The 12,719-nt window shown below is 65.9% G+C and carries 12 protein-coding genes; 7 read left to right on the top strand and 5 right to left on the bottom strand.

Annotation, left to right across the window (positions count from 1 at the left end; genetic code table 11):
* Positions 1–214: 214 nt before the first annotated feature.
* The 4 genes from R2N03_RS01470 to R2N03_RS01455 all read left to right on the top strand — a co-directional run bounded on the left by R2N03_RS01470 (position 215) and on the right by R2N03_RS01455 (position 4,002).
* A complete protein-coding gene (locus R2N03_RS01470; RefSeq protein ID WP_316654339.1) occupies positions 215–427 on the top strand; it encodes a hypothetical protein in 213 nt (70 codons plus the stop codon).
* Between the two features lie 192 nt (positions 428–619).
* Positions 620–2,131 carry a metallophosphoesterase gene (locus R2N03_RS01465; RefSeq protein WP_316654337.1) on the top strand — a complete coding sequence of 504 codons (1,512 nt, stop codon included), beginning with the start codon at positions 620–622 and terminating at the stop codon, positions 2,129–2,131.
* Positions 2,128–3,459, top strand: coding sequence for a cytochrome-c peroxidase (locus tag R2N03_RS01460; protein ID WP_316654334.1), 1,332 nt, complete (start codon positions 2,128–2,130; stop codon positions 3,457–3,459). The genes R2N03_RS01465 and R2N03_RS01460 overlap by 4 nt, the downstream gene beginning before the upstream one ends.
* 90 nt (positions 3,460–3,549) lie before the next feature.
* A complete protein-coding gene (locus R2N03_RS01455; RefSeq protein ID WP_316654332.1) occupies positions 3,550–4,002 on the top strand; it encodes a DUF192 domain-containing protein in 453 nt (150 codons plus the stop codon).
* An 89-nt stretch (positions 4,003–4,091) separates the two neighbouring features.
* On the opposite strand, the gene R2N03_RS01450 is transcribed toward R2N03_RS01455, so the two are convergent.
* The 3 genes from R2N03_RS01450 to R2N03_RS01440 form a co-directional block, all read right to left on the bottom strand.
* Complete coding sequence (locus tag R2N03_RS01450) at positions 4,092–4,559, bottom strand: MliC family protein (protein ID WP_316654328.1); 468 nt, start codon at positions 4,557–4,559, stop codon at positions 4,092–4,094.
* A 58-nt stretch (positions 4,560–4,617) separates the two neighbouring features.
* Positions 4,618–5,580, bottom strand: coding sequence for a LysR family transcriptional regulator (locus tag R2N03_RS01445; RefSeq protein WP_316654325.1), 963 nt, complete (start codon positions 5,578–5,580; stop codon positions 4,618–4,620).
* 72 nt (positions 5,581–5,652) lie between these two features.
* Positions 5,653–6,567, bottom strand: coding sequence for a LysR family transcriptional regulator (locus tag R2N03_RS01440; RefSeq protein ID WP_316656482.1), 915 nt, complete (start codon positions 6,565–6,567; stop codon positions 5,653–5,655).
* Positions 6,568–6,640: 73 nt separating this feature from the next.
* On the opposite strand from R2N03_RS01440, the gene R2N03_RS01435 reads away from it, so the two are divergent.
* On the top strand, positions 6,641–8,197 hold the full coding sequence (locus R2N03_RS01435) for an MFS transporter (RefSeq protein WP_316654322.1): 1,557 nt from the start codon (positions 6,641–6,643) through the stop codon (positions 8,195–8,197).
* A gap of 9 nt (positions 8,198–8,206) precedes the next feature.
* Here R2N03_RS01435 and R2N03_RS01430 read toward each other — a convergent pair whose 3' ends face one another.
* Together R2N03_RS01430 and R2N03_RS01425 are read right to left on the bottom strand one after the other, a co-directional pair.
* Positions 8,207–8,617, bottom strand: coding sequence for a DoxX family protein (locus R2N03_RS01430; RefSeq protein WP_316654320.1), 411 nt, complete (start codon positions 8,615–8,617; stop codon positions 8,207–8,209).
* Between the two features lie 35 nt (positions 8,618–8,652).
* Positions 8,653–9,537, bottom strand: a complete 885-nt coding sequence (locus R2N03_RS01425) for a LysR family transcriptional regulator (protein ID WP_316654318.1) — start codon at positions 9,535–9,537, stop codon at positions 8,653–8,655.
* A 115-nt stretch (positions 9,538–9,652) separates the two neighbouring features.
* Between R2N03_RS01425 and R2N03_RS01420 the strand changes: the two genes are divergently transcribed.
* Positions 9,653–11,281, top strand: a complete 1,629-nt coding sequence (locus tag R2N03_RS01420) for a gamma-glutamyltransferase family protein (RefSeq protein ID WP_316654316.1) — start codon at positions 9,653–9,655, stop codon at positions 11,279–11,281.
* Between the two features lie 95 nt (positions 11,282–11,376).
* Positions 11,377–12,690: an MFS transporter gene (locus R2N03_RS01415; RefSeq protein ID WP_316654314.1), complete on the top strand. Its 1,314-nt coding sequence runs from the start codon at positions 11,377–11,379 to the stop codon at positions 12,688–12,690.
* The last annotated feature ends 29 nt before the right edge of the window (positions 12,691–12,719 follow it).

The following is a 12,719-nucleotide window of genomic DNA, read 5'->3' as shown; positions in this document are numbered from 1 at the left end:
GAGCATTCGTCTGCGGCCCCTACCCCACCTTGCGGGCATCTTTCTTGCGCGGAGACCCGTCGAACACATCCCGCCTTCTGCCCGGCACGCGGCGCTTGCACCCGTTCAAAAATTTCCCCGTAACGTGTCAACGCGCCTGTAACCGCCTGCGTTATTGCAGATGACTCATTTAGCGGGTCGTTGGTTAACTCACTGATCTACAAAAGGATTCACCATGAAGAAGCTGATCGCTGCTCTGATCGCCGGCCTGTTCGCCACCGGTGTGTTCGCTCAAGCCTCCGCTCCGGCTGCCGACGCAGCTGCTGCTGCTCCGGCCGCTGAAAAGGCTGCCCCGAAGAAGGCCAAGAAGCACGCCAAGAAGCACAAGAAGGCTGCCAAGAAGGCAGAAGCTGCTGCTGACGCTTCGGCACCGGCTGCCAAGCAGTAAGCTGGTGACTGTCCGGGCCCACGCGGCTCGGCTGACGCAGAAAAAAGCAGATGCGCAGGCATCTGCTTTTTTTTTTCGTCCATACCTCGGTCAGCTCACGGATACCGGCGTCAACCGGCGGGACTGTCAAAATAGCGCCATCTGTCTTGAGTACCTTGCGCGTTCCCCACAATAACAAACAGGGATGGCGCAATGGAATTTCGATCGATGTTCGCTCCGGTGCGACGCACACGCACCGTGATCACGATGCTCTCTCTTGCCGCACTGGCTGCCGCTGCCGCGATTGCGGGCTGCGGTGGCTCATCGTCCGACCCAACCACGTGGACGGCCCAGCCAGCTGACGCAGCCACGGCGGATGCGAACATCCAGGCCGCCTGGGTAGAGATTGGCGACAGTAACCAGGCCATCGTGCGCGCCGTCACCAGCTATACGAACAGCGCGTCGCCCGTCGACAGCTCGGTTTGCCCGCTGCTGACGGTCGACGGCACCTCCACGCGCATGACGCTGCGTGTGGCTGCCGGCACTCCACCACAGCGCACCACGGCCAGCGCCGCCAGCGATTCGAAAGCCTCGTCCTTTCCTGTGAACGCCTGCGAAGCTACCGTGGCATCCACGGCCAAGGCCGCGTCGATCGGCTCGCGTGTGCTGCCGCTGCCCAAGGCCAACCCGCAGCGCGTGGTGATCCTGGCGGACACCGGCTGCCGCATGAAGAAGTCGAGCAACACGTTCCAGTCGTGCAATGACCCGCTGTCGTGGCCGTTTGCCAGCGCTGCCGCAACGGCCGCCAAGATGAACCCCGACCTCGTGCTGCATGTTGGCGACTATCACTACCGCGAAAACGCCTGCCCGCCCGACGTGGCCGGCTGCCAAGGCAGCCCGTGGGGCTACGGCTGGGATACGTGGCAGGCCGACCTGTTCCAGCCCGCCGCCCCGCTGATGGCCGCGGCCCCGTGGGTGCTGGTGCGCGGCAATCACGAGGAATGCGCGCGCGCCGGCCAGGGCTGGTATCGCTTCCTGGATCCGCGCCCGTATTCGGCCGACCGCTCGTGCGACAACCCGGCCAACGACACGGCTGCCAACGCGTCGGACCCGTACGCCGTCGCCCTGGGCAGCGATACGCAGGTCATCGTGTTCGATTCGGCCAAGGCTGGCACGACGGCATTGGCGACGACCGACCCGTGGTTCCAGACCTACCAGAAGCAGTTCAGCACGGTGGGCACGCTGGCCGCCAAGCCGGGCGTGATGTCGATCTTTACCAATCACCACCCAATCCTGGGCTTCGTGCCCATCGCAGGCAGCACGCCGCTGGGCGGCAATGCCGCGCTGCTGTCGGTCATGAACAGCCTGAACGCCACGGCGTATTACCCGCCGGGCGTGCAGGTCGCGCTCCACGGTCACGTGCATGACTTCCAGGCCATCAACTTCACCAGCAACCACCCGGCGACCATCGTTGCAGGCAACGCCGGCGATTCGCTGGACGTGGCCCTGCCCGATCCGTTCCCGGCCGTCAGCCCGGCTTCCGGCGTGACGGTTGGCAGCATCTCGCACAACAACTCGTTCGGCTTCATGGTGATGGACCGCCAGCCCGCGCCCGCCAAGGGCTGGCTGTTCAAGGCCTACACCGTGGCCGGCAAGCTACTGACGACCTGCACGCAGAACGGCACGAGCCTGGTGTGCGACAAGACAGGATTCGTCGCACCTTGAAGCGCCTGAGCACCGCGCTGTGGGTTGCCGCCGCACTCTTCTCGGGGGCGGCGGCGGCTGAATCGATCGGCATGACGCCCAGGCTGGACGCCGTGCCCCCGCCGGCCGAGTCGACCGCGTTCAAGCCGGACCCGAACCTCGTCGCGCTCGGTAAGCGGGTGTTTTTCGACCCGCGCCTGTCTGAGCCGCAAGGCACGTCGTGCGCGGCATGCCATGACCCGGGCCGCGCCTTCGCGCCCACGCTGAAGGGCGAGGCGCTGCGCATCGGTGTGCCGGCCGGCAGCCGCCACGGGCACGTGGCGGCACGCAACGCGCCGTCGCTGCTGTATCTGCGCTACATCCCGCATCGCTACTTCTTCCAGGACGACGACGCGAGCTTTCCGTCACCGTTTGGCGGCTTCTTTGCCGATGGCCGGGCAGATTCCATCCCCGAGCAGATCCGCGGCCCGTTGTTCAATCCGGATGAAATGGGCAACCATTCAGCGCGCGACCTGCAGCGCAAGGTGGCCGGCACCGACCTGGGCCAAGCGTTGGCGAAGCAGTTCGGCGCCGATGCGGTGCATGAGCCCGAACGCCTCGTCGGCACGTTGGGCAAGGCGCTGGAGGCGTATTTCCAGAGCGACGAGTTGGCGCCGTTCACCTCCCGCTTCGACGATTTCCTGCGCAAGCGCACGCCGCTTTCCGCCGCCGAGATGCGCGGCCTCGCCCTGTTCCGCAATCCGGACAAAGGCAACTGCGCGTCGTGCCATCTGATGGTGGAATCGTCGTCACGGCCGGAGCGATCGCTGTTTACGGATTTCGGCTACGACGCCATCGCCGTGCCGCGCAACCCGCTGCTGCCGGCCAACAAGGACCCGCGCCACTTTGACGTGGGGCTCTGCCAGACCGCCCGCACGCTGAAGTGGCCGGAGCCCGACCAATGGTGCGGCTACTTCCGCACGGCGGGCCTGCGCAACGTGGCGGTGCGCCAGACGTTCATGCACAACGGTGTTTTCCGTACCCTGCGCGACACGGTGGCGTTTTATGCCACGCGCTCGACCGACCCCGCGCAGTGGTACCCCGGCGGCAAGCGTTTCAACGACGTGCCCGCCAGATACCAGGGCCACATCAACGTGAATGCCGTGCCGATGAACCGCCGCGCCGGCACCACGCCTGCGCTGACGGAAGACGAGATCGACGACATCGTGGCGTTCCTGCGCACGCTCACCGATGCGCGTTATGTGGCGCTGATGCCCGATCCTGCGGCGGACAAGGCGCGCTCTGTGCATGCGCCCAAGGTCGCGGCCAAGACCGTCGCCGTGAAAGACGACGCGGCAAACACACGGTAACAACTTCCTACCGCGTCTGGCCGCTGTCTGATTGACGGCGGCTGGCCGAGTGCCGATCATGGAGCGTTCTGTTCTTCACCCGTTCGCACCATGACCACCCTGCCCCGCTTTCTTGCCGCCCTGAGCCTGTCCCTCGCCGCTGGTGCCTCGTTCGCCCAGACGCCGACCGGCCCGAATGTGGGCCTTCCCGTGGCTGACCTGACGATCGGCATGTACAAGGTCCACGCTGAAGTGGCGGCCACCGAGCAAACCCGCGAAACCGGCCTCATGTTCCGCAAATCGATGCCCGACACGGCGGGCATGCTGTTCGTGTTCGATGAAATCGCGGGGCACTGCTTCTGGATGAAGAACACCGATCTGCCACTGTCGATCGCGTTCATCACGCAGGACGGCACCATCTCGGACATTGCGGAGATGAAACCGCAGACCGAAGACAACCACTGCCCCACGCGCGCCGGTCGGTACGCGCTCGAAATGAACAAGGGCTGGTTTGCTCGCAAGGGCATCAAGCCCGGCATGAGGGTCGGCGGGCTGCCGCAGTAAACGCGCACGCCAGCCGCGCGCGGACGGCTGCGCGGTGTGCAGCGCGTCCGCGCGCTTCGACGGCTTCCGGCACCTGCTGCAAACCGGACTCAGGGCCGGCCGCTGCTGGCCTCGTTGCAATCGCGATACACCGTGTTGCGGTTGGCAGGCAGGGTCGCATCGGTGAGGAAGCCTGCCGGGCCCTTTGTCCACCACACATACGGACCTGAGGCATAGCGCGCCCCCGACGCCGCTATCACGTTGGCGAACACAAGCGTCTTGCCGTCGAGCACCATGGACGCCAACGGCGTATCCCCCACCGTCATGTATTTCACCGAGAGGCTTTTTCCGCCCTCGCAGGTGTAGCGCACGTCGTGCGGGTCGCGGATCGGCAGCGCCGTATAGGCGCGCGCCTGATCGATGGCCTTGTTCAGGCCCGCCTTGGCGAAGTCGAGCGCGGTGTTCAGATCGTCAGACGACATCCCCGGTACGGGGGATTGCTGCGCCACCGCCACGCCACTGAAGACGCCCGAGACCAGGGCGGTTCCCATCATCACGGCCATTGCAGAACGACGCATCGGTCAGTCTCCCAGAACGATAAGCAGAGGCCGGTTAGACGCACGCACGGCCGAAAAGTTAGTCCGCTTCCTCCTCCGCTGCGGCGGCGCCGAGGGCAAATGCCGCGGGCTCCAGGCGCTGCGGCAATGCATCGGACAACGCACGCGCGGCCTCGGCAAAACACGCCACGAGGCTGTCGGCCAACGAGGACGGCGCGTGATGCTCCGCACGCATGGCCCGCACGTCAAAGGTCTGCGCAGGCTCCAGCGCAAACAGCGCAATGCGGTCCATGCTGCCGGTGGCCGCCGTGAACTGGTCGAGCATGGTCACGCCCAGCGACTCTTCGACCAGCGAGCGCGCCAGTGAATACGTCTGCACCTCCAGCGTCGATTGCGGCGCCAGCCCGCCGCGTGCCAGCGTCTGCCCGACGAGCGAGCCGAGCGAAATCTGGTCTTCGAGACCGATGAAAGGCTTTTCCGCAACCAGCCTGTGCAGCGCACGGCCATCCGTCTGATCGTTCACCCACGCGCGCGGCGCAGCCAGCAGGATGCGCCCCTGCGCGACGGGCGTGGTCCTGATGGCGGGGCGTACCGGCGGCGCAAAGGCGAAGCCGACGTCAATATCCTGGGAGAGCAGCCCCTGGACGATCTCGGCGGTATGGTGGGTGAAGACCCGCACCAGCGTATCGGGATGGCGTTCCGAGAACCGCCGCACGGCGGGCGCCAGAATGCTCGGCGCCAGGCTGGGCGTCGCCGCCACACGCAAGCGCCCCGCGCCCTTGTGCCGCAAATTGGCCGATACGCGCCGCACGCGCTCGACCTCCTGGTAGAGGCGCTCCACTTCCGCGAACAGCTCGAATGCCTCGGCGGTCGGCTGCAGACGCCCCTTGGTGCGATCGAACAGCCGGAAGCCAAGCTGCAGCTCGGTGTGCTGCACCACGCGCGTCACCACGGGCTGCGAGACGTTCAGCATGCGCGCCGCCTCGCTGACGGTCCCGACCAGCATCACGGCGCGGAAGACTTCGATCTGGCGCAGACGCATGGTCGCCGGCCCTCACAATCCGAATAGGAAAGCGCCGATTGTGACATCCGGCGCGGCGCTTCGGCAAAGGCCTCAGGACTTGGCCGGCGCAGGTGCCGACGTCACGCCCTCGGCCTCCAGCGCGTCCAGGAAGACGCGCACCTTGCGTGGCACCAGCTTGCGTGCCGGCATCAGCGCGTAGACGCGCAACGCAGTCAGTTCGAAATCTGGCAGCACGCGTACGAGCCGGCCCGTGGCGACTTCCGCATCGCCCACCGAGCGCGCCATGCGCGCCACGCCCAGGCCGCGCACGGCGGCCCGTGCGCGCATCTCCGCATTGAGCGTCTGCAGGCGCGGCTGGATGGGGATTTCAATGGGCTCCGCTGTGGGCTCGCCGACCGGCCGAAAGGCCCAGCTCGCATCGTCCGGGCCAGAGAGGCAAGGCCAGCCGGCCAGGTCCGCCGGGGTCTTCAGCGGCGCGCGCGCTGCGAGCAACGATGGCGCGGCATACAAACCGCGCGGGATCAGCACGACGCGGCGCGCCACCAGCGACGAATCGGGCAGGACCTGATCAACCATGACAAAGACGATGTCGTAACCGCTGGCGAGCAGGTCAGGCTGCTCCCATGAGATATGCACCTGGATCTGCAGGTGCGGATAGCGCTCGAGCGTACGGCACACGGGCTCGGTCAGGTGCTGGGCGCCGACTTCGTATGGCGCGGCAATCCGCAGCGTGCCGGCCACGGCTTCGCTGGCGGCGGTGGTATCCGCGTGGACTTCGCGCAGGCGCTCGAACAGTGGGGCGATGTCGTCGTAAAAATGCGAGCCCGCCTCGGTCAGCCGCAACTGGCGCGTGGTGCGGGTCATGAGCCGCACGCCCAGCGATGCCTCCAGCCGCGACACGGCGGCACTGGCCGTCGATTTCGGGATACCCAGCGCGTCTGCGGCGGCGGTGAAGCTGCCGGCTTCCACCACGCGGCAGAAGGTTTCCCAGTCGTTCCACTCCATTGTTCGCATGACTGGACAGTGTTCCTAGAGTTGGCCGTTTATCCGGCTGGCGGGCAAGTTTATGCTCCGGCCCATGTCGCTGCAAATCCTCCGGCCCGCTTCCCTGCGGGCGTTCCCGCATTTCTCGTCCGCCCGTGTCCATGCCTTCGGACTGGCAATGGGCCTGTCCACCGGACTCGATTTTGTCTCGTCCCAGATGATGGCGGTAGCTGGCCAGCATATCCAGGGTGGGGTGCACGCGAGCCCCGAGGCGTATCTGTATGCCGTGACCGCCTATGCCGTCGCGGCAGTGGTGGCCAACCTGGCCATCGGCCGCATTGCTGCCCACGTCGGCTACCGGACGTTTTCGCTGGTCGGCATTGTGCTGTTTGCGATCGGCTGCGTGGTGTGTGCGCAATCGAACAGCATCGGTGAACTGGTCATCGGGCGGACTATCCAGGGCCTGGGCGCGGGCGGGCTGTTCTCGGCCTCGCGCATCCTGGTCCAGCTCACCGCTGAACCCGATGAGCGCATTCCACCGATGCTGATGTTCAGCGTCGGCCTGTTCGGCTTGACGACCATCGCCCCCTGGATCTGCGCAGAAGTGCTCGAATACAGCGAGTGGCGCGTGATCTTCTGGCTCGAGCTGTTGCTCGCAGCGGTGGCGTGGACGGCGATGTTCTTCCTGCCGCCCGAGCATCATCAGCCCCGCACACGTGCCGCGCGCCGTCCGCACGAGGCCCCGCCCGAAGACAGCGCATGGGATTGGATCGGGGTGGGCGCCATGGCCATCGGCGCGCTGTCGTTCCTGATGGGCTTGTCAGAGCTGCGCTACAACCGGCTGACGGCATCGCCGGCGATTCCGCTGCTGCTGCTCGGTGGCGCGGCGTCGCTGCTGCTGGCCGTGCATCGTCTGCGCACGCACCCCGACCCCTGGCTCGACCTCTCGCGCCTGAACGGTCGCCGCTACCTGTGGGGTATCGGCTTCTATGCGGTCTATTACCTGATGAGCGGCTATTGGTCGTACCTGTTTCCGGCCGTGTCACAAGGCGGGCTGGGCTTCACGTTCCGCACGACCACGCTGTTCCTGATGATCAGCGGCGCAGTGTCGACGGTGGTGGCGGTGGTCATGACGACCTGGCTGCCGCTCTTCTTCCGCAAACGCCGCTTCATCGCCATCGGCTTTGCCGTGTATGCCGCCGCCGCGCTCATTCTGGCGACAAGCCTGATGCCCGGCGCACCGGACTACGCCTTCTTTCCCGTCTCGATCCTGGAGGGCATCACGCCCGGAGCGGTGATGATCCAGGTGGCGATGATGACCTACCTGGACCTCGACCGAGAGGACTTCGCCCACGGCTACCAGATGAAGAACATCGCCCGACAGTTCGCCACGGCGGTGGGCACCGGGCTGGCAGCCGTGTCACTCCAGACACAGCAGGTGGAATCGCGCTCGCTGATCGTCGCGCATGTGACGCGCTTCACGGCGGATCTGCAGGCGGTGAATCCGCTGACGCCACAGCGGCTGGCAATCCTGTCGGCGGAAATCGACCGGCAGGCGACGCTGCTCGCCGGCATGCAGCTCTTCAGCTGGTTTGCGGTGGCATGCGGGATATTTGCCGTGCTGGTGCTGGTGCAGCGGTCGTTGCGTTGATCACGCGACCTACGACTTCTGCAATGCATACCGCCCCGGCCCCGTCACGGCCAGCAGAAGCAACCCGCCCATGATGCTCAGGTTCTTGTAGAACTGGACCATGTTGGCCGTCTGCATGGCGCCTTCCACGTTCCAGAACGTGTGGGCGATGAGCGCGGTGCCCAGCACGAACAGCGCCATCAGCAGCGCCAGCGGACGCGTCCAGAAGCCAATCAGCAGCGCGATCCCCACCCCAAACTCCATGACGACCGCGATGGCGGCGGCGACCATCGGCATCGGCGCGCCGACCGTCCCCATGTAGCCGACGGTGCCCTGGAAGCCCGTCAGCTTTCCCCAGCCGGAAATCAGGAACAACAGCATCATCAGCACGCGCCCGAGCAGGATCAGCTCGTCGCGCCAGCGTTCAATGAATCCGTCCATTACAGCCTCCGGAAGCGAGCCTTGGTGCTTCAAGTCTAGGCGCTGGGCTTGCGGAATGTGGTTTCGAGCGCATCGAGTACGGCTTGGATCACTCCGTGCCGCACGTGCTCTTTCCGCTCGATCATGCCGACGGTGCGCTCCGGCGTCTGCGGTGGCATGGGCAGCACGCGCAAGGCCGGATCGCTTTCCCAACTGGCGCGGCGCAGGCGCGGCACGAGCGTCACGCCCACCTGCTGACGCACCAGTTCGACAATCGCCTCGATCGAATTCACCTCGATGAACTCGTTGACGGCCATGTGTGTCTTGCGCAAGGCGCGGTCGATCAGGGCGCCGGTGCGGACGGCGCGATCGAAGCGCAGGAACGGGTGGGTGCGCAAGACTTCTTCGGCACGACCGCGTGTGTGGCGGCCGGCGACGACAACCAGCGGCTCGGCATAGAGCGGATGCCACGCCAGATTGGCGGGCAGGCGTTCCAGATGCTCCACCACCAGTGCACCGTCCAGCTCGCCCGCCTCCACCTGATCGGCCAGTTCGCCCGATTTCCCGGTGACGAGCTTCACATCGAGCCCCTTGTGCACCTGTTTGAGCCCCGCCACCGCATGCGCCAGGGAGCCCATGACCGACACCACCGCCCCGATTGCTACCGCACCGGCCAGCTCGGTCTGCGGCTCGTCGCCGATGCGCATGGCGTCGTACAGGGCCAGCAGGTGCTCTGCCTGCGGCAACAGGGCGCGGCCATGGGCGTTGAGGGTGACGGTGCGGCCCGACCGATCAAACAGGTCGCGGCGCAACTCCGCCTCGAGGGCGCGCATCTGCAGGCTCACTGCGGCCTGCGTCAGTGCCACGCGCTCTGCGGCGGCCGCAAATGACCCATGACGCGCGACGGCGACGAAGGTCCGGAGGAAACGAACTGTGCTCATGGCCAGTGCCGATGCAATCTCAAGTTTTTCTTAAGCAGAATCCAATGAATTTTAACTTTATTAAATTCTGTGCACCGCAAATAATCGATCGTCAATCTCACTTCACCTGAGCACCATGTCCCACCGTTTCGACTGGCACAACCCGTATCCCACGGTTCGCATTCCCCTGTTTGCGCGCAACGTTGTCTCCACCTCGCACCCGCTGGCCGCGCAGGCCGGATTGCGCATGCTGCTGGCAGGCGGCAGCGCCGTGGATGCGGCCATCGCGGCGGCAGCCATGCTGACCGTGGTCGAGCCCGTCTCGTGCGGTCTGGGCAGCGATGCCTTCGCTATCTTGTGGGACGGCGAGGAACTGCACGGGTTGAACGCTTCCGGCACCGCGCCACAGGCTTGGAGCCTCGACTACTTCCGCAAGAAATATGGCGAAGACGCCAACGGCAACCCGAAGCGCCCCACGCGCGGCTGGGATGCGGTGACGGTACCCGGCGCCGTCTCCGCCTGGGCCGCGCTGCACGCGCGCTTCGGCAAGCTGCCGTTTGCCGATGTGCTGGAACCCGCCGCCGAGATTGCCGAGCGTGGCCACACCGTCGCGCCCATCGTCGCGCACAAGTGGGCCGCAGCAATCCCCGAGCTGCACAATCAGCCCGGCTACGCGCGAGCCTTCATGCCGCACGGGCGCGCACCGGAGGTCGGCGAGAAATTCGTCTTTGGAGAGGCTGCGGCCACGCTGCGCCGCCTCGGCCAGACCAACGGCCGCGATTTCTACGAAGGTGAACTCGCTGAACGCATCGCCGCGTACTCGCGCGAGTGCGGTGGCAGCATGAGCGCACAAGACCTGCGCGACTACCGGCCCGAGTGGGTCAAGCCCATCACCAAGCGCTACCGCGGCTACGACGTGCACGAGATCCCGCCGAACGGCCAGGGCATCGCTGCGCTCATCGCCCTGGGCATTCTCGACCGCTTCGACCTCGGCGCCCTGCCCGTCGACTCGGCCGATTCGCAGCATCTGCAGATTGAAGCGATGAAGCTGGCGTTTGCCGATCTCTACAAATACGTGGCCGACCCGCGCTCGATGGAGGTCACGCCCGAGCAGATGCTCGACGACGCGTACCTCGATGCACGCGCCAAGCTCATCGACATGGGCCGCGCGCAGGTGCCCACCTTCGGCATGCCGCGCGCCGGCGGCACGGTGTACCTGACCGCCGCGGACGAGAACGGCATGATGGTGTCGTTCATCCAGTCGAACTACATGGGCTTCGGCTCAGGCGTGGTCGTGCCGGGCACGGGCATCAGCCTGCAGAACCGCGGCTTCGGTTTTTCGATGGACGCGCGGTCGGCCAACGTGGTGGAAGGCGGCAAGCGGCCGTTCCACACGATCATCCCGGCGTTCCTGACCAAGGACGGCAAGCCGCAGATGAGCTTCGGCGTGATGGGCGGCGACATGCAACCGCAAGGCCATCTGCAGACGCTGGTGCGCATGCTCGATTACAAGCAACAGCCGCAGGCCGCGTGCGACGCACCACGCTGGAAGGTCAACCGCGATTTCACCCTCGACGTGGAAGCGACCATGAACGCCGCCACCGTTGCCGCGCTGGAAGCGCGCGGACACAAGCTGGAATCGGTGGCCGACCCGTACATGGATTTCGGCTCCGGTCAGTTCATCTGGCGTCTGTCGGATGACGCAGACCACGGCTATGTCGCCGCCAGCGACAGCCGCCGCGACGGCCACGCGGTGGGCTTCTAAGCCCTCCCCTCAGGCGCGTTGCCCCGTCAGCCGGACCAGCAACGCGCAACAGTCCCCATCAAAGCGAATCCGGCCAGCACCAAAGGAACCCCACCATGACCGCTCCGCTCGCGGCAAGTGCTGACGCGCCCGCACGTTCCACACTTGCACCTGCCCACGCACGCCGCATCGTCATCTCGTCGTCGATCGGCAATGCGCTGGAGTGGTACGACTTTCTGGTCTACGGCTTCTTCGCGTCCATCATCGGAAAACTGTTCTTTCCTGCCGACGACGAATGGGTGTCGCTGCTGTTTGCGGTGGGCAGCTTTGGCGTGTCGTTCATCACGCGGCCGGTGGGCGCGATCGTGCTGGGCATCTATGCGGACCGCAAGGGGCGCAAGGCGGCGCTGACGCTGTCCATCTTGTTGATGATCGTCGGCACGTTGGCAATTGCCGTGATGCCGAGCTACCGTCAGATCGGCCTTGTCGCGCCTGTGGCCATCCTGCTTGCGCGCCTGGTGCAGGGCTTTGCAGTGGGCGGCGAGTTCGGCAGCGCGACAGCGTTCATGGTCGAACACAGCACGCGCGGGCGCGGCTATTACGCCAGTTGGCAGTTCGCCAGCCAGGGCCTGGCGGCGATCCTTGCCTCGGGCTTCGGAGCACTGCTGACGGCGTCGCTCACGACGGCCGATCTGGAAAGCTGGGGCTGGCGCCTGCCGTTCGTCTTCGGGCTGCTGGTCGGGCCCGTCGGCTTCTACATCCGCCGACACCTGGATGAGACGCCCGAATTTGTCGCCGAACAGAAGAAAACGACGGCCGGTCCTCAGGCAACGTTCGCATCTCAGTGGACCAACCTGTTGCTGGCGGTGGGCGTGGTGGCGCAGTCGACCGTATCGGTCTACGTGCTGCAGCTCTACATGCCGACATATGCCGTGAAGCAGCTGCATCTGCCGGCAGCCCAATCGTTCGCGGTCGTGGTCCTGAACGGCGGGCTGCAGTTTCTGCTCTCCCCGGTGATGGGCGCGCTGTCGGATCGCATCGGCCGCATTCGCATCATGCTGACCACCTCCGTGCTGATGATGCTATTGATCTACCCGATGTTTGCCGTGCTGCGCACCCATCCGACCATCGGCGCGCTGCTGGTGCTGCAGGCCGTGTCGGGCATCTTCAAGGCGGCGTATTCGGGCCCGATGCCCGCGCTGATGTCGGAGATCTTTCCGACGCGCGTGCGCTCGACGGGGCTGTCTCTCGGCTACAGCCTGGGCGTGACGCTGTTCGGCGGGTTCGCGCCGCTCATCGTCACGTGGCTGATCCACGCGACGGGCGATACGCTGGCCCCGAGCTATTACGTGCTGACCGCAGCCGCGGTAAGCGGACTCTCGCTGGGCCTGATTGCGCTGCGCCGGCGCAAGCCTGCGCGCGCCGCCTGAGCGTGCAGAAGACCACGCTCGTCGCAGCG

The organism is Ralstonia condita, from assembly GCF_958405655.1.
Classification (GTDB): Bacteria; Pseudomonadota; Gammaproteobacteria; order Burkholderiales; family Burkholderiaceae; genus Ralstonia; species Ralstonia condita.
Note: the sequence above shows the minus strand (reverse complement) of the source record. Positions and strands in the feature narration are given on the sequence as shown.

Excerpts from the sequence above, each read along its gene's own strand:
- R2N03_RS01470 (WP_316654339.1), top strand. The coding sequence starts at position 215 with ATGAAGAAGCTGATCGCTGCTCTGATCGCCGGCCTGTTCGCCACCGGT.
- R2N03_RS01455 (WP_316654332.1), top strand. The coding sequence starts at position 3,550 with ATGACCACCCTGCCCCGCTTTCTTGCCGCCCTGAGCCTGTCCCTCGCC.
- R2N03_RS01420 (WP_316654316.1), top strand. The coding sequence starts at position 9,653 with ATGTCCCACCGTTTCGACTGGCACAACCCGTATCCCACGGTTCGCATT.
- R2N03_RS01435 (WP_316654322.1), top strand. The coding sequence starts at position 6,641 with ATGTCGCTGCAAATCCTCCGGCCCGCTTCCCTGCGGGCGTTCCCGCAT.
- R2N03_RS01445 (WP_316654325.1), bottom strand. The coding sequence starts at position 5,580 with ATGCGTCTGCGCCAGATCGAAGTCTTCCGCGCCGTGATGCTGGTCGGG.
- R2N03_RS01430 (WP_316654320.1), bottom strand. The coding sequence starts at position 8,617 with ATGGACGGATTCATTGAACGCTGGCGCGACGAGCTGATCCTGCTCGGG.
- R2N03_RS01465 (WP_316654337.1), top strand. The coding sequence starts at position 620 with ATGGAATTTCGATCGATGTTCGCTCCGGTGCGACGCACACGCACCGTG.
- R2N03_RS01440 (WP_316656482.1), bottom strand. The coding sequence starts at position 6,567 with ATGGAGTGGAACGACTGGGAAACCTTCTGCCGCGTGGTGGAAGCCGGC.
- R2N03_RS01450 (WP_316654328.1), bottom strand. The coding sequence starts at position 4,559 with ATGCGTCGTTCTGCAATGGCCGTGATGATGGGAACCGCCCTGGTCTCG.
- R2N03_RS01425 (WP_316654318.1), bottom strand. The coding sequence starts at position 9,537 with ATGAGCACAGTTCGTTTCCTCCGGACCTTCGTCGCCGTCGCGCGTCAT.
- R2N03_RS01415 (WP_316654314.1), top strand. The coding sequence starts at position 11,377 with ATGACCGCTCCGCTCGCGGCAAGTGCTGACGCGCCCGCACGTTCCACA.